Genomic DNA, 21,664 nt, shown 5'->3' with positions numbered 1-21,664 from the left:
AGGTCAGCCAACCACATAGCGTGCCATTATGGTCGTCACGACATGACATAGCGTTCCCCTAGGTCCCGGTGGAAACCGTATGATCTGCAAAGACATGGTCGATCGTCGGTCGATCGTGGCTAACTGAAGCCGGTGGCCCAAGCCCGCATCTTGATTTTGTGCGGCCGGAATTCACGTTTATGCAGACGGGGCTTGTCGTTGTCCGCGGCGCCTTGCGCACCGCTCATTCCTTCTTCACCGCCGGATGGTCGTCTTGGGGACCGAGGAACATCGCGGTCACCGCGGCGTCCCATAGCCGGGCCGGGAGCAGCGCCCGTGCGGCGAAGGCGAGGTGCGCGTGCGCGGGTATCCGGTAGCGGCTGCGGGGTCGGGGCGCGGTGGCGGCGTGTTCGATGGTCTTGGCCGCCACGTCGGGGTCGGCGGAGAGCCGGGCGAACAACAGGGAGCGGAAACGGCCGCCGGGACGGTGAGGCGCGGCCGTGCGGTCATCGGCCAGGTCGAGCACACCGTGCAGGGTGGAGCGGAACCCGTCGAGCTGTGCCCGATAGGGCCCGGAGGGTCGGGGCCGATGCTCGGTCAGGTTCCGGTCGATCGAGTGGCTGAACTGCGTGTCGAACACTCCGGGCTCGATGAGGATCACGTGGACGCCGTGCCGGCGGGTCTCCATGCGCAGGGCTTCGGTGAAGGCGGAGAGGGCGTGCTTGGAGGCGGCGTAGCCGCCCCACAGGGGCAGGACGCATCGGTCGGCGATGGATCCGATGTTGATGATTCGTCCGCCGCCGGTGTCGCGCATCGCGGGCAGGACGAGTTGGGCGAGTCGCAGGGGGCCGAAGACGTTGGTGTCGAACTGGCGGCGGATCCGTTCGGAGTCCAGTTGCTCGGTGGCGTCCATCTCGGCGTAGCCGGCGTTGTTGACGAGGGTGGCCACGCGGCCGTGGCGCTGTTGCACGGCGTCCACGGCTCGGATCATCGACTCGGGGTCGGTGAGGTCCAATCGCAAGGTGCGGCAGCCGAGTTCTTCGAGTTCAGCCAGGGTCTCGGGGCGCCGGGCGGTGGCGTAGACCAGGTGCCCGGCGCGGGCCAGCCGTGCGGCCGCCGCGCGTCCGATGCCCGAGGAGCAGCCGGTGATCAGGATGGGGTGATCGGCCATGGGATCTCCGTCCGGCGCCGGTCGGGGACGCGTGCCCCGAGCAGCGCCAAGGTTCGGGCCGCGGCCTGTTCGCCGCTTTTGAGGCTGCCGATGGTGGTGGAGTAGCCGTACAGGTCGCCGCCGGCGGGTAGCACGGGATGGGCGAATCGGGGTTCCTTCGGGGCGGCGCTGATTCGTGCGAGGTCGTGCGGGCCGCGAGTGACCACACAGGGGGATATGCGGTCGACGTCGACCGTTGTGGCGCCTTGCAGTTCGGGCAGGATCCGCATCCGGCGGGCCCTATCGAGGATGTTCCCAACGATCGTCATGTCGTCGATGTCCCACTGTCGATCGGAGGCGGCGCCGCGCAGATAGCAGGTGACCAGTCCTTTTCCGTCGCTGACGCGCGCGGGGGAGAGATTGTGCTGGAGGACGGCGCTGGTCCACTCGGGGCTGTCTCGACGCGGCAGCGCGAGCAGGACCGCCCGCTCCGAGGTGCGCCCGGACAGGTGGAAGGTGACTTGGATCAGGCGGGAGTAGCGGGTCGAGGCGAGAAGCGCGCCGACTTGCGGGTCGAGTTGCTCGTACAGGGCGGGGATGCGGTCGGCGGGCACGGCCAGGACGACCGCCTGCGCGTGGTCGGTGTGGGTGCCTCCGTCGCGGTCGGTCCAGTGGACCGCGGCCTGGGCGGGCGTGGAGGTGACCTGGGCGACCTGTGCGTGGTGGACGACGGGCAGCAGGCGTGCCAGCCCTCGGGGGAGGAAGGCGCTCCCGATCGAGGAGGTGAACAGGCCTCCGGATCGCATGAGGAACGCCAGGAAGAGCAACGCTCCGGCCGCGGCGCCGTCCTCGGGCTCGGCGAGCGAAAGCGTGCAGTTGAGGGGGTCGAGCAGCAGGTCGAGGGTCCGCGGGTCCAGGCCCTTGCGGTGAACGTATCGCGTGAGTGTCTCGACCGCCGGCCCGGCCGTCAGGTGAAGGCGGGTGGAGTGCATGCGGTGCCGGGCACGGGCCAGGTCGGTGAGCACGGTGACCCGGTCGCGGACGGGCACGGTGCGCAGGAGGCCGCCGGTGAGCAGGCGCGGTGCCGTCCCGGTGCGGCTGCGGGCGATGGTGTCGCCGTCGACGACGCCGACCAGATCGCAGGCGGCCAGCACCTGGTGGGTCAGACCGGCGTCGGCGATGATGCGGAGCATGCGGTGGTGGCGGGCGGCCAGCAGCGGTGCGCCGAGGTCCACCATGACGCCGTGGCGCTGCTCGCCGGCCATGCGGCCGCCGACGCGGCCGGGTCCGTCCCGTTCCAGGACCAGAACCTCGACTCCCTGCTGTTGAAGCCGGAACGCGCAGGCCAGACCGGCGATGCCGGCGCCGACGACGATGACGCGCGCGCCGACCTGACGTGCGTCGACGCGGGATGCGTCGATGCGGTGCGGCTCCGGGGGGCGCGGATCTGAGTTCGTCATGCTGCGTCCTGCGTCGGCGGCGCCGGAGGGGTCAGCCGCCGTGGCGGAGCAGCCGGCCGGGGGTGGTGCCGGTGGGGCGCCCGTCGTCGAAGGTGACCTGGCCGTTGACCACGATGTAGCGGTAGCCCTCTGCTTTGCGGGTCCGGCGCCAGTCGCCGCCGGGGACGTCGTGGGCCACTTCCTCGGGCAGGGAGCGCAGCGTGGCGTAGTCGTAGACGACGATGTCGGCGGGGGCTCCCAGGGTGAGGGTGCCGCGTCCGGCGAAGCCCGCCACGTGGGCGGGAAGGGCCGACAGCTTCCAGTGCATCTCCTCCAGCGAGACCCAGCCGTACTCGCGGACGAAGGTCTCGATGTGCTCGGTGGGGAACCGCCCGGAGGTGATCATCTTGGTGTGGGCGCCGCCGTCGGACACGCCGGGGATCATCCACGGGTGCTGGACGATCTCGCGCAGCAGGTCGGAGTTCTGTTCGAGCAGGTCGGCGCGCCACATGGTGCGCAGGTCCTCCGACAGGGAGATGTCGAGCAGCGCGTCGACGGGGTCCTTGCCGAGCGCCTGGGCGATCTGGGGGACCCGCTGCCCCGTGTACTCCCGGTAGGCCGGGTTGCCCGTCTCCACCAGCGTGGTCAGGTGCAGCGGGTAGAGGACGACGTCCTCCTTGCGGAGCCGTTCGCGCATGCCGGGGTCGGAGAGTTTGGCGATGCGCTCCTGGCGGCCGCCCATGAGCGCTTCGGCCCAAGCCGGGTTGGCGTCCCACAGGTTCCAGATGTCCAGGGTGAACGGCATGCTGACGTCGGTGGTGGTGGCCTGGCAGTACAGCGGCAGCCCGCGTTCGCGGCAGCTGTCGAACCAGGCCATGCCCATGCGGTGCCGGTCGGGGTCGTTGCCGTCGATGACCAAGGTGTTCCAGATGATGGGCCGGCCGGAGGTGCGGGCGAGCTCCTCCAGGTGCGTGACGTCGTCCACCGGGTCGTTGCTGACCATCATGATCTGCATGAAGCCGGTGTTGCGCTCGGCCAGCGCCCCGCCCAGCGCGAAGGCGGTGTCGTGGCTCATGACGTCGCTGGGGAAGGAGGTGGCGTCGTGGTCGCGGTGGACGCTGGAGTAGGAGTCGGCGGGACAGCGCAGCGCCGACCAACCGCAGGCCCCCGCGTCGACGGCCTCGCCCAGCAGGCGGCCCACCGCGGCGTTCTCCTCGGCGGTGGCATGACGGCTCTTGGCGGCCTCGTGCCCCATGACGTAGGTGAGCAGAGGGTTGACGCCGACGTAGGGCAGCACGTTCACGCCCTTGGGCAGGGCGTCGACGGCGTCCAGGAACTGGGGGAAGCTCTCCCACGTCCAGGGCAGGGTCGCCTGCATGGACTCGTAGGAGATCTGCTCGACGCGGGTGAACATCATCATCGCGGCCTCCCGCTCGGCGGGCCGGACGGGCGCGAAGCTGTAGCCGCAGTTGCCGATGACGACGGAGGTCACTCCGTGATAGCCGGAGACGGTGCAGTAGGGGTCCCAGAACAGCTGGGAGTCGTAGTGGGTGTGCAGGTCGACGAATCCGGGGGCGACGATGAGCCCGTCGGCGTCCAGCACATGGTCGGCGTCCGAGGCCGACAGCCGGCCGAACCCGGCGACCCTGCCGTCCTTGATGCCGACGTCGGAGCGGACCCGGGGGTTGCGGCGGCCGTCGATGACGGTGCCGCCCTTGATCACGGTGTCGAAGCGGGCCACGGTGTCTTTCCCTTCCGGAGTGGCGGATCGAGTTCAGGGCTTTCGGGCCTGCCAGTAACCGATCTTGAACGTGCCGGAGCGGCCGCCGCGGGCGGTCGACGTCGCGTGCCGCCACAGCAGTTCGTGGTCGGGGTCGCGGGGCGGGGGCACGGCGGCGGCCGCGTCCTCGAAGCGGCGCCAGTTGGGCTCCATGTCGCCCCGCTCGGACAGGTCCACGCAGAAAACCAGGTGGAAGCCGGCCTCGACGAGGTGGTCGGCGAGCTGACCGAGGCTCAGCACCGAGGGCAGCGCGGCGTAGGCGCAGATCGGTTCGATCCACCGCGCGTACTCGCCGGGCGGCAGGCCGTCGGCGCACAGCCAGTCGCAGCCGGTGAACACCGCTCCCGGCTTCAGGACGCGATGGACGCCGGCGTAGGTGGCCGGTTTGTCGGGGGAGTGGCAGATGGCGTCGAAGGAGAAGGCGCCGTCGAAGCAGGCGTCGGGGAAGGGCAGGTCGACCATGTCGGCGACCGTGAAGCGGGTCAGCTTCTCCAGGCCCTGTTCGGCGGCCTTGGCGGTGGCGACGCCGATGTGCATCGCGACGATGTTGACGCCGGTGACGTGGGCCCCGGTGGCCCGCGCGATGGACAGCGCGGGACCGCCGATGCCGCAGCCCACGTCCAGGATCCGCATCCCGGGGCCGAACCCGGCGGTCCGGGCCAGCTCGTGTTCCTGCCGTCGTACCGCCTGGGCCAGGGTCTCGCCCGGGGCGAACGGCGGGAGATGGAACGACTCGGACCAGTTGGCCCGATACGGGGAGGTGACCAGGTCGTAGAAGGCGGGCACCATCGCCGTGTAATGGGCCCGGCGGCTGCCAGGGTCGGCGGTGATGCGTTGGAACTCGGTGATGTTCATCTGCGGCCTCACACCGGCTGTTCGGCCTCTGCCGAAAGGTGACGGGGGTGCGTGCCGGTCGCGCGGGGGGCCGCGCGCAAACTATGGAGCACCGCCACGTAGGCGGCGTAGAAGACGAAGATGAGCACCCCGGTGTAGCCGACCAGCGCGATGCGCGGATGGGCGTCGTCGAAGAAGTAGTAGGCCACGGAGCCGAAGGCGGTGCCGATCCACATGCAGTAGCCGACGAGCAGCGACTGCCCTCGCAGGTTTCCGCGGGCCAAGGCCATCGCGACGAACGCCACCGACATCAGCAGCGTGTCGCCGAACCCGATGTAGATGCTCGCCGCGTCGCCCAGCGCCCGTTCCAGCAGGTTCACCAGCCCCAGCGCGGCGGCCAGGCCGACGCCGAGCAGGACGTGGAAGGCCGCGCGCGGCAGCCTGGGGAACTCCGCCGGACCGAAGCGGACGATCGTGTACAGGATCGCCAGGTCGAGCAGGAACCAGATGATGTCCGCGGTCTGCTGCAACGGCTCATAGGGGGTGAGCCAGGCGAACTGGAACTCCCAGGCCAGGTTCCCGCACAGGGCCGCCACGGGCATCCCGAACGTGCGGTCGCGCAGCCCCAGCCGGATGAGCTCCACATAGACGACCACCCAACTGACCACCAGCACGCCCAGGCAGAGCGCGTACAGCGCGTCGCGGCTCATGACGGCCTCCCCGCCGGGGCCGAGTGGGTGCCGGTGGTGTCGCGTCCGGCCATGACGAGCTCGTAATGCTGCGCACGGAGCTTGCCGGGACGGTAGGCCAGCAGCTCGCAGTCCCACTCCGGGCTGCCGTCCAGGAACGCGAAGATCTTGTCGACGACCTTGTTGTAGCCGTTCATCATGCAGGAGTTGCAGCTCAGATGTGCGCTGCGTCCCAATGCCGAGCCCACGCCGTTCTGAACGACCTCGTGCACTCCGGTCATGGTGGCGTCGGTCTCCAACCGGCCGATGTAGGACGCCTTCTTGAAATCGGCGTCCATGCCCGCCAGGCAGCAGGCGGAGAAGTCGTTGCGGACGCCGAAGAAGACGTGCTGGCGGCTGTGGTGACACCTGTCCAGCACCTCGGGTGAGGCCAGGTAGGTCTTGTCGAAGGCCAGCACGGTGGGCCGGTGGGTGAGCGTGGGCACCATGACGCCGAAGTCGTCGTCGTGCAGGTCCTCCACGGCGGCCAGGTCGGCCACGATCTGCCGGAACTCCTCCTCGGTGAAGCCGCCCGCGACGTTGCCGTAGGTCTCCTGGCTGAAGGACACGAAGTCGCATCCCAGCGCACGGATCAAGTCGGCGAACGGCACGATCTGCCGGTGGTTGTCCTTCTGGATGACGAAGTGCGCGCCGATCAACGTGGTGCTGCCGGACGCGTCGCGGTCGGCCACCAGTTCCCGGATGCTGTGCAGCCGCTCGGCCAGCCCCTCGGCCGCGTGGACGAGGTTGAAGGTCCGCTCGTCGACCGCGTCCACGCTGACCCGCACGGCGATGGCGCAGCGCAGCACCGCCCGGCGCACGCGCGGCACGCGCAGCTTCTTGCCGGCGGTGGTGACGCGGGTGGTCAGACCGAGGTCGGCGACCCCGTCCAGCAGGTCCTCGATGCCCGGAAGGTTCAGCGGCTCACCCGACCCCGACATCATCACCAGCCGGAACGTGTCGGGATACGCCTGACGCAGTTCCGCCATGCGCCGCAGCGTCAGATCGACGTCCAGATGGAACTGCGGGCCCTCGCCCATGCGCTTGTCCATGGTGAAGCACATGGGACAGGCGTCGGTGCAGGAGTTGGTCAGGTCCAGCCCCAGCGTGAACAGCGTGTTCCCGCGCGTTTCCATCAACCGGTCGACGAACCAGCGCGGGTTGTAGTCCAGGAAGGACAGGATCGAGCTTCCGACCGGCAGATCCAGGACGGCCGAGTCCGTCGCGCGGATCAGCCGTATCCCGTCGTAGCGCTGCAACCAGCGCCGGTCCAGGAACGGCGCCGAGCGGTCGGGTTGTGGTGGATGTCGCATGATGCTTCCTTCACGGGGCGGTCACCGTGCCCCGGTGATACTCAAGGGCCGGGGCGGCAAACACCGCACAACCGCAAGAGGTGTCGCGCTTTGAACGAATGTCGCGCTCTTCCGTCGCCGCACGCGAAAAGGCTTTGCGTTCTCCCAGCCGTCGTAGAAGGTTCAACGTGTGCTGATCCGGAATGCCACCGCCGACGACTGGCCGGCCATCTGGCCGTTCTTCCACCAGATCGTCACGGTGGGAGACACCTTCCCCTACCCCCTCGACCTCGACGAAGAGCAGGGCCGCGCCATATGGCTCGTCTCAGATCCAGGACGCACGGTCGTCGCCGCCGACGACACCGGCACGGTGCTCGGCACCGCGAACATGTACGCCAACCGCTCCGGCAACGGCGCGCACATCGCCAGCGCCAGCTACATGGTCGACCCGAACCACCAGGGACAGGGAGTCGGCCAAGCGCTGTGCACGGACTCCCTGAGATGGGCACGCGCGGCGGGCTTCCGGGCGATGGTGTTCAACGCCGTCGTCGAGACGAACATCCACGCCGTGAGACTGTACGAGTCGCTCGGTTTCACAGTGCTGGGCACCGTACCGGAGGGCTTCCGGCACCCCGAGAAGGGCTACGTCGGCCTGCACATGATGCACCGCCCGCTGTGATCGCCACGTGAGCCGGGCCGCGGATGGCGGGCGTGCTCGCTCCATGCTCCTAGACGGTCCCGGGTTCCGGGACGCCGATTCTGAGCAGGTCGAACGCCTCGTCCGGGCTCTGCGCGACCTGGATGAGCCGGCGCTCCTCCCGGGTCAGGAAGCCCTGCCTGACTAAATGGTCCAGCATCTCCAGCATGGGGTCGAAGAAGCCCAGGTGATTGACCACGACGATGGGCTTGTCCATGAGGCAGAGGTTGTTCCACGTCGCGACCTCCATCAGCTCGTCCAGGGTGCCGATGCCGCCCGGCAGCACGGCGAACGCGGAGCACAGCCGGTACATCAGGGCCTTGCGCTCGTGCAGCGAGCGCACAACGAAGATGGTTCCGCGAGGGCTGTCAGCGTTCTGCTGCTCTCGGAGGCTGTGCGGGACGATCCCGGTGATCCCGCTGCCCGCCGCCGCCACGGCTTCGGCGAGCGCTCCCATGACGCCGCCGCCGGTCCCGTAGACCAGCTCCAGCCCACGCTGGGCGAGGGCGGTGCCGAACTCGCGGGCGAACCGCAGGTGCCCGGGGTCCGAGCCCGGCCGCGCACCGCAGAAGACAGCGATTCGGCGGTTACTGACTTCTGTCGTCCGCATGGTCGTCTCCCTAGGTGGATTCGGCGTGCGAAATGGCGGCATGGTTGCCGATCCGGCGCCCACCCGCGTCGCTATGCGCAACGGTACGCGAGCACCGAGGAGAAGGCCCGGCCAACCACTTAACCGCCAGTGAGGGGGACTTGCCAGGGGCCGGCGGGGAATGTGCCCTTCTGAACGCGAGTGGTTACCCGATGAGTCACTGATCTCTTTCCAGTCTCCGTTGGCGTGACGGCGCAGGTGAGGACCTCTGATCGGCACCAGCGTGCCGTCCAGGATCACATGGGCCTTGCGGTCGAGTCCTGGTCGGCTCCGCATCTACCGGGAGCTCCACCGTTTGGTGATCACTTCTCGCCTGCGCCGTTAGGGCAACTGGGGTTGGAAAGAGATCAGTGGCTCATCGGGCAATGGCTCACGTTCGAAAGGGCACGTTCCCGGCCGATCCCTGGCAACTCTCCCTCATTGGCGGTTAAGTGGTTGGTGGTCGCCCTGCGCAAATCGAACTTCAGCAGCAGGATTGCGCAGCACCAGTAGAGAACTTCCGTTACTGAAGGAGGATCGCGGATTGAGTAGCGAATCGCAGGACCGTGTGCGCGCAGCCGCCTCGGTCACCGCCTTTGACCACATCAGGCTGGACGTAGCGGACATCGACGTCGCCGAACGGTTCTATACCGACGCGCTCGGGCTGTCCAGCGTGGTGCGCTACGAATTGGCCGACCGCGTCATTCTTCAGATGGCGCCGGACGGCAGACCGGCGGGTGTAGAACTGTGGCAGGAACGAGATCTCGTGCCGAATCCGCATCTCACCCACCACGTCGCGTTTCGCGTCGCCGACGTTCCGGCATTGGTAGAGCACATTCGTGAGCTCGGCTACCGAGTCGTCACCGAGCCATACCGAATCGAGCAAGAGACGGTGGCGTTCGTGGCCGACCCGGATCGCCACACCATCGAACTGAACGACTTTCTGGGCCGCCCGACAGTAGGAGCACCGGCATGACGGCCGACGCCTCGTCCACTACGGACTATCTGAACCGGCTCACCACGGCTCTGGACGAGCTCGACCTGTCCCGGGTCGCGGACTGGGGATCACGGCTGGCTCGGTTAGGCGGCAACGGCCGGCGTCTGCTGGTGGCAGGCAACGGCGGGTCCGCAGCGCAAGCCCAGCACCTGACGGCCGAGCTGGTGGGCCGATTCCAGACGGAACGCCCGCCGATGTCCGCGTTGGCGCTGCACGCCGAGACGTCTTCGGTCACGGCGATCAGCAACGACTACGGCTACGAGCACGTCTTCGCCCGGCAGGTCCGGGCGCACGCGCGTCCAGGCGACACTGTGCTGCTCATGTCCGGCTCCGGGCGGAGCGCCAACCTGCTGCGCGCCGCGGAGGCCGCGCGCGAGGTCGGCGCGGTGACCTGGGCGCTGACGGGTCCGGCACCCAACCCGTTGGCGGCGCTGGTGGACGAAGCGGTGACCGTAACGGCGCAGGCGGTGTCCACGGTGCAGGAATGCCACCTCGTGGTGATCCACCTGTTGTGTGCCGCCATGGACGCCGCCGTCGCCGCCAGGGAAGCCGTCGCCGCGGACGCCGCCGGTTCCGGCCCGCCCGTGCCGCCACCTTCGTCCACCTCGTCACCGGAGCCGGTGGGGGAACGGCGGCCGGCCGCGGCGCGCGGAGTCCGCGCGAACCTGGTGGTGGTCGGCGACGCGTTCCTCGACCATGACCACCTTGGCCGTGTGGAGCGGGTCGCGTCCGACGAGCCGGCCCTGGTCGTGGCCGGCGGTACCACGCACAAGCGCCCCGGCGGTGCCGCACTGGCCGCTGTACTGAGCGCCAGACAGGGCCACGCGGTTACCCTCGTCACCGCGCTCGGCCGGGACGCGGGCGGCGACCGGCTGCGCACGCTGCTGGACGAAGCGCGAGTCGAGGTGGTCGATCTCGGGCTGGACGGCCCGACCGCGGTGAAGACGCGGATCCGCGCGGCCGGGCGCACCCTGATGATGCTGGACGAGCACGACGTCTGCCCGCCGGTCGGCAGGGAGGGCGAAACGGCCTTGGCCGCGGCGCGGCGCGTGCTGATGGCGGCCGGCGGCGTCCTGGTGTCCGACTACGGTCGAGGCGTCGCCGCGCATACCGACCTGCGTGCCGCGCTGGCCGAGGCCGCCCGGCGGTCTCCGCTGGTCTGGGACCCGCATCCGCGCGGCGCGGTTCCGGTCCCCAACACGGCCGTCGTGACGCCGAACAGCCGAGAAGCCCGGGGGATCGCCTCCCTCGCGGGCAGCGACACGTTGTCCGATGACGTGGAAGCGGCGCGTGCGGTGGGACGCGCGTGGGGGCCGGTCCAGGTGGCGCTCACCCGGCACGAGCACGGCGCCGTCCTGCTCGCCGACGCGGATCTGGCGCCGCTGGTCGTGCCCACGAGGGTCGCCGCGGGACGGAAGGCCGACCCGTGCGGCGCCGGCGACTTCTTCGCCGGTCACCTCGCCGCCATGCTGGCCGGTGGCCGGCTCCCCAGCGAGGCGGTGGCATCGGCGGTGTGGGCAGCGTCGGCGTACGTCGCGGGGGGTGGCCCGAGATTCCTGGACGACCCGCCCGACGGCGGCTCACCGATGGCGGGGCTTGCGAATGCCGAGCCCGCGGCGGCCGCGCGCGGAGCGATCGAGCTCGCCCGTGCGGTCCGTGCCAGGGGCGGTACCGTGGTCGCCGCCGGGGGGTGTTTCGACCTCTTGCACATCGGGCACGTCCGGCTGCTCGAACAGGCGCGTCAGCTGGGTGACTGCCTGATCGTCTGCTTGAACAGCGACGACTCGTTGTCCCGGCTGAAAGGCCCGTCGCGTCCGATCGTACCGGCGGCACAACGCGCTCTCATGCTCGAAGCGCTCGCCTCCGTGGACGCCGTCCTGGTGTTCGAGGAGGACACCCCCGAAGCGGCGATACGCGCGCTGCGACCCGGGATCTGGGTCAAGGGCGGCGACTACTCGGGGATGAAGATTCCCGAGGACGAGCTGGTCGGCTCCCTGGGCGGACGAACCGTGGTCGTACCTTTCGTCGCAGGCTGGTCGACGTCGTCGCTGATCGAGTCGGCACGGACACTGCGATGACGAGACTCCATCCCCTTCACTGCCGCACGGCTCCTCCACGACCGGCCACGCCGCCCGGACCACACGGGGGGCCTGCATGAGCCGGCAGAGCGTGCTCGTAACGGGAGCGGCCGGATTCATCGGGAGACACGTGGCGCGGGCCTGTCTGGACGCCGGGTTTCAGGTGACCACGGTGGACCTCACCACGCCGCCACCCGACCTCGGCCGGGACACCACCGTCCACACCGGTTCGTTCGACGACCCGGCGATCCTCCAGGCGGTGGACGCCGGCCGGTTCACGGCGGTGGTGCACCTCGGCGCGATCAGCAGCACTGTCGAGGAGAACTGGCAGGTGCTGGAGCGGGTGAACGTCACCGGGCCCGCGGCGCTGGCGGAGCGCTGTGAGCGCAGCGGCACGCGTTTCGTCTACGCGTCCTCGTTTAGCGTCTACGGGGAGATCGGCGACCGGCGGCCGCTGCCGGAAAGCGCGCTGGACTCTTCCGCGTGCTCCGGCCCGCTGACCGCCTACGCCAGATCGAAGGCCCTGTTCGACACGCACATGGCCACGCGGTTCGACGCCGACGGCGGACCGGGATGGGCGGGCCTGCGGTTCACCAATGTCTTCGGCACCGGGGAGCGGCACAAGAAGTCGATGGCCTCCATCATCGGCCAGCTGCTCCTCGCGACCGCGCGGCATGAACCGCTCACGCTCTTCGCCGACACTTTGGAGGCGTGCCGGGACTACATTCCCGTCGCCGCGGTCGCGCGGACGTGCGTCCTCATGGCCGATCCGGCGGCGCCGTCCGGCATCTACAACCTCGGATCGGGCCACGCGGTCAGCTTCGCCGAGTTGCTCCACTGGTGCTCGGAATTCGCGGAGGCACCGCTGAACGTGCGATTGGTCGCGAACCGCCACGTCGGCCGGTATCAGTACTGGACCTGCGCTGACATGTCCGCTCTGGACGAATCGCTCCCGACGCGGCCCCGCCCAGGCCTGGACGATCTGCGGAGCGCCGCCCATAAGTTGCACCGACATTTCAAGAATGCAAATGACCGCGGCTGAAAACGCGTCGGTCAGAACAACAAGCCGATCCATGGAATTCTCAAGGATGGAGATCGCGTGAGTATTGAAACGGTCGTGGTGACCAAGGATGAACTGGACATGTTCATGCCTCTGATAGTCGAGCAGCAGTATGACGCTGGAAAAGAGGTCGATCTCGCCACCACCCGCACTTTCTTCGAGGGCGTCGTCGGCGATGAGGCGAGCTTCCAGATCATGGCGGTCGAAAAGGGCGTCGCGGTGGGCTGCGTGATGGTCGATCCCATTCCGAACCTCCAGTTCGCCGACAAGGTGGCGTACGCGCACGACGTCTATGTGACCGAGTCCCTCCGCGGCGTCCGGGGCATCGGGGCGTATCTGGTGGCCGCGGGGTTCGTGGAGGCGATGCGGCGCGGCTACGAGTTCGCCGAAGGCGAGACCCACCCCGACAACCGTCCCGCGCGGAGGCTTTACGACCGCATGGCCAAGAAGCTGGGGGTCAGTTACAAGGAGGTGGCCTCGGTGCGTTACCTGGTGGACCTTCGCTCCGGTATCGAGCGTGCGCGCCACGAGCCCGAGTACCTCGACCGGCTCGCCACCCCCCGGCTCTTCAGCCGGCAGAGTGCCCGATCGGGAGCCGACGGTTAGTGCGCCGTCCACGTATCGACGAGATTCCAACCGGCACTTGGCGCGTCTTCTCGGCCATTGACCAGTCCATGGACGCTGACCTGGAGGGGCAAATATGCGTACCGCAATGGTCGTTATAAACGAAGGCGTGGGTAACGGGATCATCACGGCGCCGCTACTGGCGGCCTTCGAACGATGTCATCCGGGATGGCGCTACTTCATGGCACCGAACATCGCACTCGACGCTGAATGGGTGCGTTCGGCGGTCGGTATGCACGGTGCTTCCGGGACGTTCCCGGCACTGTGGCGACGGTTCTCGCCGGCTGATCGTGATGCGCTGTGGAACTTCATCGATCGCACTGGGGTGGAACTGGTCGTCAACCTCAGAATGGAGTCCGCCGAAAAGGACGGAAACTATTTCGAGTTCCGGGCGGAGGCGATGGAAAGGGGGGTCGAGTGCTGGGATCTGCACGAACTGGGCGAGCGGCCGCAGCGGGTGCCCTTCGCCGAACAGGCCGCCGGTCTCCTGCGCGCGCACGGCGTCCCTGTCGACCTGAGCCGCCCGGCCTGGCTCGCCGGCCTGCGACGACCGCGTCCGGGAGTGGTCGGCTGCTACGTCGGTGCCAGTGCCGCGGTCAAACGCTGGCCGGCGCGTGACTGGTCGACTCTGATCACGCATCTGGGCGACCGGGGGCTGGCCGTCGAGGTCGCGGTCGGCCCGGGAGCGGACGAGCAGGCATCGGCGAGTCGGCTGTTGTCGTCGCCGGTCGTCGCCGACTCGGTGTTCCCGGACTCTCTGGAGGCTCTTCGCGACTGGATCGCCGGGCTGGACGTGCTGGTCAGCAACGACACGGTGGCCGCGCACCTGGCGGCCGCACTGGGGTGCCCGGTGGTCACGCTGTACCTGGCGACCGACGGTGACATCTGGTCACCGGTGGCGGCGCCCGATGTCTCGCGCGCCGTGCAGAGCGCCATCGCGCTGTCCTGCTCCTACATGAAGCCCGACGGCACCTGCCAGCGCTACTACTCCGGCTGCCCGGCTCCGTGCGCAGCCGGTGTGCGTCCGGCGGATGTGCTGATCGAACTGGATCAGCTGAAACGGAGCGGGCGGAAGGCTCGTCGTCAGGAGGTGGACCAATGACCCGCCGACGAGCGATCGCGGTGCTCGGTGGCCGGCCCGGCAACGCGGGAGCCGACGCCCTGCGGCTGGCGGAGATGATCGGCGGAGAACTCGCCAGGCGCGGCTACGGCGTGGTGAGCGGCGGCGACGGTGGCGTGGCGGCCGCAGCCAACAAGGGCTGCCGGTCGGTCGGCGGCGACACGCTCGCGTTGCTGAAGTGGAACCGCCTGTCCGACGCCGAGGACGGGACCACCTGGGCCCTGCCCACATCGATGGACCTGGCCCGGAGCAACATCCTCAACTGGTGCGGCGACGGGATGATCGCGTTCGAGGGTCGTTACGGCACGCTCAGCGAGATCGGTCTCGCCCTGGACACGGGACGCCCGCTGCTGGTCTTGGGCGACCACCCGTTTCTCACCGCCGAGGCGTTCGCGGCACCCACGTGCCGCGTCGTGCCGGACCCGCGCCCGGAGGACGCCGCCAAGCTGATCGACCTGCTGGAGACGCTGATCGCGGCCGGCGAGCAGGCACCGGTACGGCCCGGTGCCGCCGTCGTCGAGGACGACCAGGTCGATGAGAGCGGTATCGGGTTGCGACGCGCGGTGCCGGGCGACCTTGAGCTGTTCCGCCGAGCGTTCGGGGACGCCGACGTGCTGGCGTGGCGAGCGCTGGAACCGGTCGACGGGGTGCTCAGCCGATTCCAGCACGAACGCTGCCTGGTGATGCTTGAGCGGAATCGTCCGGTCGGCTTCCTGGAGTACCGCACGGAGGCCGATCCGAGGTTCGACCACGTCCAGGTCGAGGCGCTGGCGGTGGCCGACGCGGCCGACCGGGGCCGGTCGATCGGGACGCGGGCATTGAGGTTGTTCGCCCGGTCGGTCTTCGCCGCCGGCCGGCACCGCATCGCCGCCGCGCCCGATCCCGGCAACGGGGCTGCCGTGCGGTGCCTGGAGAAGGCGGGTTTCCAGCAGGTCGGCCTGATGAGGGCGTACGAACGCCACCGCGGTACGTGGCGGGACGCGCTGCTGATGGACCTGGTCCAGGGCGACCTGACCGGCGGGCCGTCCGGTCCGCCCGAGATCGCTGCCGGGAACCGATAGCAGGACAAGAGCGAGACGAAAGGAGGATCGCCATGACCGGACCAGGTGTTTCCCGCATCGGCCCGGAAGAGGAGGCCGAGGTTCTGAACGTCCTACGTGAGCGAGAGCTGAGCCGGTACCGTTTCGACGACCATGACGGGTCCGCGCCGCTGTCGAAGGTCGCGCGGTTCGAGCAGGAGTTCCGCACCCTGACCGGTGCGCGCCACTGCCTGGGCATGAACAGCTGCACCAGTGCCCTGTTCGCCGGTCTGCTCGCCGCGGGCGTCGGTCCGGGCGACGAGGTGATCGTGCCGGGCTACACCTTCATCGCCTCGATCGCCGCGGTCGCGCATACGGGAGCCGAGCCGGTGCTCGCCGAGGTCGACGAGAGCCTGCTGCTCGATCCGGCGGACGTGGCCGCGAGGATCACCGCGCGCACGAAGGCGGTGATCGCCGTGCACATGCTCGGAGCGCCGTGCGACCTCGACGCCCTCGACGCCCTCACACGCGAGCACGGGCTGCTGCTCGTGGAGGACTGCGCGCAGGCCGGGGGCGGCACATATCACGGCCGGCACCTGGGAGGATTCGGCCGATTCGGCGCGTTCAGCCTCAACGTCTTCAAGACCTTCACAGCCGGCGACGGCGGCGTGCTGCTCACCGACGACGACGATCTGTACGAGACGGCGTTCGCCCTCCACGATCACGGCGCCGCGCCGTTGCGAGTGGGCGTCACCGAGGGGCCGCCGCTGTTCGGGCTGAATCTGCGGATGCACGAGCTGACCGGCGCGGTGGCGCTCGCCCAGGTGCGCAAGCTGCCGGACATCCTGCGGACGCTGCGCGCCAACCGGGACAAGTTCGCGGACGCGATCGGCGACCTGCCCGGGGTGACGCGTCGTCCACTGCACGACCCGGACGGCGACTGCGCCACGGTGCTCGTGTACACGTTCGCGTCCGCGGCCATGGCCGGTGAGGTGGCGGCCCGGCTGGGCACGATCACCCTGAGCCGGTCGGGCAAGCACAACTACGCCAACATGTCCCAGCTGCGGCCGGACCGGCTGACCTCGACGGCGTCCGAGACGCGCAGGCCGGATCGCGCCGCCCCGCGCCGGTCCTATCCGCCGGGCAGCCTGCCGCGCACGGACGACCTGCTCAGCCGCAGCATCGCGTTGAGCGTCGGGGTGGTCGACTCCTACCTCGGCAGCAAAGTGGGCATCGACGTAACCGCCGAGGACGACGCGATCGAGGCGGCGGCACGGCTGTTCAAGACCACGGTCGAGGACGCGGCCAAGGCAGCGTCATGAACGGGGGAAGCGATACCGGCGCCGACTCCGAAGGGGCTCCGCCGGCCTGCGTTGAGCAGGCGTCGCGGTGGAAGGAGCGCCCCGGATGAGCGCGGTTGCGTTCGAGTACGGAGCGCGGGCGGCGACGGATTTCCTGGACGCGCACCGGCTCTCGGCGCGGACACCGTTCCAGACGCGCGGTTGGTGGCGAGCGTGGATCCGTGAGGCGGCGGACGCCGAGGGCGTGACCCCGGTGCTGGTCCACACGACGCGTACCGACCGGCCCACCCTCGTGGTCGGCCTGCAGTTGCACCAGGGTGGCAGCACGGCGGTCCTCCGGCCATTGTCCTGGCCATGGGCCGACTACCACGAGGTCGCGCAGGTGGGCGACGGGCCCGCCGGCCCCGAGCCCGACATCGGGGGATTGGCCGAGGCGATCGACCGGTGTCAGCGGGCGTTCGGCGCCCGACTGGAGCTGAGTGACCTGACCGCCGATGGACCGCTGCTGCGCGCCGTGTGCGAGCTGGGCGCCGTGCCCCGGCCGTCGGAGACGGTCGTCCGGCTCGACCTCACCGACCCCGACGTCGTCCGACGCGTCAGCGAGCGGCGCGACATGCGGCGAAAGCGCCGCCGGATCGAGCGACTCGGCACACTCCGGCTCACCTGCGCGGACACCTCGGCGCGGATCGCCGCCCGCCTGCCGGCGTTCATCGACCTGCACGCTCGGCAATGGCGTGACCGGCCTGATGCGGTCGCGCCATTCGACGGCGGCGTGGTCGACCGGACTTTCGCGGCCGTCGCGGCCGAGCCGTCCAGCACCGCGCGGTTACACGAGTTGTGGCTGGACGAAACGCTGCTCGCCGGATGGTTCGGCTTCTGGCACGATCGCAAATACTACGCCTACCGTACGGCCTACGACATGGGCTACGGCCGCGATTCGCCAGGGCACCTGCTGGTGGCCGCAATGGTCACCGAACTCGCCGCCCAAGGGACGGACACCTTCGATCTGATGCGCGGTGCCTACGCCTACAAGCTCGAACTGCCCAGCAGCCGCTCGCTCACCATGGCGGCAAGCCTGGAGCAACCGTGCCGGGTGTGAATCCGTCGCTTTCGCCGACTCGGCGGAGCGCACCGGCCGGCTGAAAAAGCAAACTACAAACAACTGCGGGGTGCCAGTGCAATCGGTGGTCGACGTAGAGACACTCGTGGTCGGCGCAGGAATGGCCGGCCTTGCGACGGCGGCGGAACTCGCCCGGCGGGACCGGGGTTCGGTGGCCGTACTGGAGGCCGGGCCTGACCGAGGCCGCACACATATCCAGAACGAATACTCCTCGGCCGAAGCGCTCCGGCTCTGGTTGCGTCCGGACACCGATCCCGACTTCCGCCGTCCATATCAGACGGCCGGCGGCGTCTACCGCGACTTGGCCGGCCTGCGCCGCCGGGTCGGCGGCCGCTCGCTCTACTGGGGCGGAGTACTGCTGCCCATCGAGCGCTGGGCCTTCTCCGAGGAGTGGCCGGACGCGGTCGTCACCGAATTGACCGAGAAGTGGGATGCGGGGCCGTCGCTGTACCAGCGGGTCGTCGACGACGTGGTCGGCTGGGGCGCCGAGCCTCCTGGAGCACCCGGGCTGTCCATCGGTGAACTGGCGTTCGACCGCACACCGCACGCCACCCGCGCCGAACCCACCGGCGGGTGGAGCGCGTTCAGCCCGTTGGCATGGTGGGACGACGACGGCGACCCCAGGGTGCGCCGTGTGCCGATTCTCGCAGGCCATGACGTCCTGGGGGTCCGTGTCGAGCACGGCAGGGCGACCGGCGTGCTCGCACTCACCGAGGACGGTCGGCTGCGCGACCTACGCGCGAACCGGGTGGTCCTGGCCGCCGGTACGGTCGTGAACAGCCGGCTGGCGATCCAGGCCCTGGCCGCCTCGGACGCCGGCGCACCGCGTGAGCTGCCGGGCCTCGTGGACAAGATCTCACAGGGATTCACGGTCGCCCTCACCGACGTCGAACGGCTTCCCGATGCCGTCCGGGCGGCCGCTCATGAGGGCCACCTTTACCACCGGATCGGCACCGGCAGAACCCGGTCCAACCAGTTCGTGCGATTCACCGAAAGCGTGGACGGCACGGTCAACATGGACAGCTGGACCATGGGCGAGCAGCGCCGCGGCCCGCTCGGCCGGGTGCGGTGCGACGGCAGCGGCGAATGGCCCTGGCCGACGACCGTGCACGCCCGACTCGAAGCGGCCGACGAGGCGGTGCGCACCGCCCAGCAACACCTGCTCGGCGAACTGTGGTCTGAAATGGCGCGACTACTCGGAATTCCGGCCGGGACGCTCGCGTTCTCGTCGCACCACGGTTCACCTGACCTGGCCGAACGGCTGACAGCGGCCCGCAAACCGACGCCACTCACCTACAGCTTCCCGCTCGGTTCCGAGCAGCACGAGGCCGGCACGTTGGCCCTCGGCGAAGTCCTCGACGAGGACCACCAGTTCACCGCCGTACCGGGTCTGTACGCATGCGGGCCGTCGGTGATGCCACGCACCGGAGCGGCGAACCCGTCGATGACGACGCTCGCGCTCAGCAAGCGGCTGGGAGCGATCCTCGCCGAGTGAAAGCCCCAGAAGCAGCGAGCAGAGAGAGTCCCCATGCAAAGAATGTCGATCGCGGTTTCCGGCACCGAATTCACGGACTCCGACGGCGTGGACGGCCTGATCGAAATGGCCAGGTCCGCCCAATGCGACGCGGTGGAATTCTGGTATCCGAAGAACGCCGTCCGGGACGGTATCGACGCCGCACTCCGCAAGCTGCACCGCGCCGGGCTGCGGCTGGCCTGCGTGTCAACCCCCAGCCAGCTCTACGGCACCGGCGAAGCGGACGCCGTCTCGCTGCTCCACGAGGCGATCACGGTGGCGGCACGGACCGGCTGCGACCGGGTGAACACCTACTTCGGTCACGCGCCGGTGGTCGATGACCCGGGTGCGGTCGCGGCGTACGCCGGCGCGCTGGCACCGGTCCTCGATTACGCTTCGGCCAAAGAAGTGGTAGTCGTGTTGGAGAACGAGTTCGACGCGTTCGGATGGGACCCGGCCGCGTCCGATGTCAGCAGGCGGCCGGCCGCATTGGCGGCACTGTTCGCCCGGGTCGGCTCGCCCTGGTTCGGCTTGAACTTCGATGCCGCGAACTTCCTCTGCGCGGCGGTCTCCCCGTCCAGCGACGCGTTGCCCCTGCTCTTGCCGTGGGTGCGCTATGCCCACGTGAAGGACGTGCGTCGAGCGGCGGCGGAGACCCCGCCCGCCGGCTGGACCCGGTACACCGATCACGGCAGGGCCTACGACACGGCGCCTCTCGGCACCGGGGAACTGGACTGGCCGGCGCTGATCGGAAGCCTGGCGGCCGCGGGCTACGCCGGATACCTCACGCTCGAACCGCACTGCGCGCGGTCGATTCTCCTGGCCGAGACCGCCAGGGCAGCGGACTACCTGCGCGACGTGATCAATGGTCACATGCCGCCCCACCGGCGACCTTCCCACCACAACTGATTGGCAACCGCGCGTGCTCTCCGACATCGAGGCACTCAAAGCCCCTGCCCACACCCTGCTCACCCGGCCGCGGCAACGCGGTCCGGCCGTCCCCGCCCCGGCGGAGGCGTCGTGACCTCCGCGGCCGCCGAAACGTCGCTGTGGCGCAACCGCGACTTCGTCACGCTCTGGAGCGGCCAGGTCGTCTCCACCGTCGGCGCTCGGATCAGCGCGACGGCGATGCCGCTGCTCGTGCTGGCCACGACCGGCTCGCCCGCCGACGCGGGCCTTGTCGGAGCCGCCGGCACCCTGCCCTTTCTCGTCGCCTACTTACCGGCCGGACCCCTGGTAGACCGGTACAACCGGCACCGGATCCTGCTGACGAGCGAGATCCTGGCCGGCCTCGCTCTGGCCACCGTTCCGATCGCCCTGTGGCTGGGCCTGCTGACGGTCGCCCAGCTCATCGTGGTCGCGTTCGTCCAGGGGCTGTGCTTCGTGTTCTTCAGCCTGGCGGAGACGGCCGCCCTCCCCAAGATCGTGCCGGCCGTCCTGCTACCCGCCGCCGTGGCCCAGAACGAGGCCCGCAGCCGCGGCGCCGCCCTGGCCGGCGGACCGCTCGGCGGCCTGCTCTTCGGAATCGACCGCGCCCTGCCCTTCCTGGCCGACGCGATCTCCTACGCCGCCGCCTCCCTCGCGCTGCTCTTCCTCCGCAAGGACCTGCAGAACGAGACGACCGCGCCGGCCGAGCCGCTGTGGCAGGCGACCGCGGCAGGACTGCGCTGGATCTGGCGCCACCCGCTCATCCGCACCGCGATCCTGCTGATCACCGCCTCCAACCTGGTCTTCCAGGCGCTCATCCTGACCATCGTCGTCCTCGCCCAGCGCCACGGTGCCACCCCCGGCGGCATCGGGACGATGCTCGGCATCTACTCCGGTGGCGGGCTCGTCGGCGCACTGGTCGCCGGCAAGGCCCACCGTTACTTCACTCCCAAAATGGTCATCATCGGGGTCAACTGGATCTGGGCCGCGCTCCTGCCGCTCCTCCTGCTCACCACCGACCCCCTGCACATCGGTGCGATCGGCGCAGCCACCGCGTTCATCGGACCGGTATGGAACGTGGTGATCATCAGCTACACCGTGCTCCTCGTCCCCAACGAGATCCTGGGCCGGGTCACCAGCGCGGCGATGACCTTCGCCTGGGGCGTCATGCCCATCGGCTCCCTCGGCGCGGGCCTGTTGCTGGCCACCGCGGGCCCCACCGGTGCCGTCCTCGCCCTCACCGCCATCATGCTCATCACGGCGGTCGGCGCGACCATCAGCCCGGCGGTCCGCCACGCCCCGCCACTGACCGCACACGAGGACGCGGTCTGAGGGCGAACTCCGCCCTCGCCCCTGCGGTGATAGTCCCTGCCCATGT

The 21,664-nt window shown here is 69.5% G+C and carries 19 protein-coding genes; 12 read left to right on the top strand and 7 right to left on the bottom strand.

The genetic code is table 11. The features are described 5' to 3' along the window. Positions 1-223 precede the first annotated feature (223 nt). Genes E1298_RS00230 through E1298_RS00205 form a run of 6 tightly spaced genes read right to left on the bottom strand, consistent with a single transcriptional unit; the run spans position 224 to position 7,223 of the window. Positions 224-1,150, bottom strand: a complete 927-nt coding sequence (locus E1298_RS00230; RefSeq protein ID WP_131888652.1) for an SDR family NAD(P)-dependent oxidoreductase — start codon at positions 1,148-1,150, stop codon at positions 224-226. Next, on the bottom strand, positions 1,129-2,589 hold the full coding sequence (locus E1298_RS00225) for an FAD-dependent oxidoreductase (RefSeq protein ID WP_131888651.1): 1,461 nt from the start codon (positions 2,587-2,589) through the stop codon (positions 1,129-1,131). The genes E1298_RS00230 and E1298_RS00225 overlap by 22 nt, the downstream gene beginning before the upstream one ends. A gap of 31 nt (positions 2,590-2,620) precedes the next feature. Then, positions 2,621-4,309, bottom strand: coding sequence for an N-acyl-D-amino-acid deacylase family protein (locus E1298_RS00220; protein WP_131888650.1), 1,689 nt, complete (start codon positions 4,307-4,309; stop codon positions 2,621-2,623). 33 nt (positions 4,310-4,342) lie between these two features. Next, positions 4,343-5,203, bottom strand: a complete 861-nt coding sequence (locus E1298_RS00215) for an SAM-dependent methyltransferase (RefSeq protein WP_131888649.1) — start codon at positions 5,201-5,203, stop codon at positions 4,343-4,345. 8 nt (positions 5,204-5,211) lie between these two features. Then, the gene (locus tag E1298_RS00210; protein ID WP_131888648.1) at positions 5,212-5,892 is read right to left on the bottom strand and encodes a transmembrane-type terpene cyclase; all 681 of its coding nucleotides are present in this window, start codon (positions 5,890-5,892) and stop codon (positions 5,212-5,214) included. Next, a complete protein-coding gene (locus tag E1298_RS00205; RefSeq protein ID WP_131888647.1) occupies positions 5,889-7,223 on the bottom strand; it encodes a radical SAM protein in 1,335 nt (444 codons plus the stop codon). Before E1298_RS00205 ends, E1298_RS00210 begins: the two co-directional genes overlap by 4 nt. A 169-nt stretch (positions 7,224-7,392) precedes the next feature. Here E1298_RS00205 and E1298_RS00200 point away from each other — a divergent pair, with 169 nt between their 5' ends. Further along, positions 7,393-7,881, top strand: coding sequence for a GNAT family N-acetyltransferase (locus E1298_RS00200; RefSeq protein ID WP_131888646.1), 489 nt, complete (start codon positions 7,393-7,395; stop codon positions 7,879-7,881). A gap of 49 nt (positions 7,882-7,930) precedes the next feature. Here E1298_RS00200 and E1298_RS47580 read toward each other — a convergent pair whose 3' ends face one another. Further along, positions 7,931-8,509: an LOG family protein gene (locus E1298_RS47580; RefSeq protein WP_165975209.1), complete on the bottom strand. Its 579-nt coding sequence runs from the start codon at positions 8,507-8,509 to the stop codon at positions 7,931-7,933. A gap of 562 nt (positions 8,510-9,071) precedes the next feature. Between E1298_RS47580 and E1298_RS00190 the strand changes: the two genes are divergently transcribed. The 11 genes from E1298_RS00190 to E1298_RS00140 all read left to right on the top strand — a co-directional run bounded on the left by E1298_RS00190 (position 9,072) and on the right by E1298_RS00140 (position 21,618). Beyond that, positions 9,072-9,503 carry a VOC family protein gene (locus E1298_RS00190; protein ID WP_165975208.1) on the top strand — a complete coding sequence of 144 codons (432 nt, stop codon included), beginning with the start codon at positions 9,072-9,074 and terminating at the stop codon, positions 9,501-9,503. Further along, positions 9,500-11,602, top strand: coding sequence for a PfkB family carbohydrate kinase (locus E1298_RS00185; RefSeq protein WP_131888643.1), 2,103 nt, complete (start codon positions 9,500-9,502; stop codon positions 11,600-11,602). Before E1298_RS00190 ends, E1298_RS00185 begins: the two co-directional genes overlap by 4 nt. Before the next feature lie 76 nt (positions 11,603-11,678). Continuing rightward, a complete protein-coding gene (locus tag E1298_RS00180) occupies positions 11,679-12,644 on the top strand; it encodes an NAD-dependent epimerase/dehydratase family protein (protein ID WP_131888642.1) in 966 nt (321 codons plus the stop codon). Positions 12,645-12,719: 75 nt separating this feature from the next. Then, a complete protein-coding gene (locus E1298_RS00175) occupies positions 12,720-13,268 on the top strand; it encodes a GNAT family N-acetyltransferase (RefSeq protein WP_131888641.1) in 549 nt (182 codons plus the stop codon). A gap of 127 nt (positions 13,269-13,395) precedes the next feature. Next, positions 13,396-14,388, top strand: coding sequence for a glycosyltransferase family 9 protein (locus E1298_RS00170; protein WP_165975207.1), 993 nt, complete (start codon positions 13,396-13,398; stop codon positions 14,386-14,388). Next, a complete protein-coding gene (locus E1298_RS00165) occupies positions 14,385-15,467 on the top strand; it encodes a GNAT family N-acetyltransferase (protein ID WP_131888639.1) in 1,083 nt (360 codons plus the stop codon). The genes E1298_RS00170 and E1298_RS00165 overlap by 4 nt, the downstream gene beginning before the upstream one ends. Positions 15,468-15,499: 32 nt before the next feature. After that, positions 15,500-16,747: a DegT/DnrJ/EryC1/StrS family aminotransferase gene (locus tag E1298_RS00160; protein WP_131888638.1), complete on the top strand. Its 1,248-nt coding sequence runs from the start codon at positions 15,500-15,502 to the stop codon at positions 16,745-16,747. Between the two features lie 85 nt (positions 16,748-16,832). Then, complete coding sequence (locus E1298_RS00155; protein ID WP_131888637.1) at positions 16,833-17,825, top strand: GNAT family N-acetyltransferase; 993 nt, start codon at positions 16,833-16,835, stop codon at positions 17,823-17,825. A gap of 85 nt (positions 17,826-17,910) precedes the next feature. Beyond that, complete coding sequence (locus tag E1298_RS00150; protein ID WP_131888636.1) at positions 17,911-19,341, top strand: FAD-dependent oxidoreductase; 1,431 nt, start codon at positions 17,911-17,913, stop codon at positions 19,339-19,341. 42 nt (positions 19,342-19,383) lie between these two features. Beyond that, on the top strand, positions 19,384-20,268 hold the full coding sequence (locus E1298_RS00145) for a sugar phosphate isomerase/epimerase family protein (protein ID WP_165975206.1): 885 nt from the start codon (positions 19,384-19,386) through the stop codon (positions 20,266-20,268). Positions 20,269-20,379: 111 nt separating this feature from the next. Continuing rightward, the gene (locus E1298_RS00140; RefSeq protein ID WP_131888634.1) at positions 20,380-21,618 is read left to right on the top strand and encodes an MFS transporter; all 1,239 of its coding nucleotides are present in this window, start codon (positions 20,380-20,382) and stop codon (positions 21,616-21,618) included. Positions 21,619-21,664: the final 46 nt, after the last annotated feature.

The organism is Actinomadura rubrisoli (genome assembly GCF_004349215.1).
Taxonomy (GTDB): Bacteria; Actinomycetota; Actinomycetes; order Streptosporangiales; family Streptosporangiaceae; genus Spirillospora; species Spirillospora rubrisoli.
The sequence above is the reverse complement of the archived record's forward strand: the minus strand, read 5'-3'. Positions and strand labels throughout refer to the sequence as shown.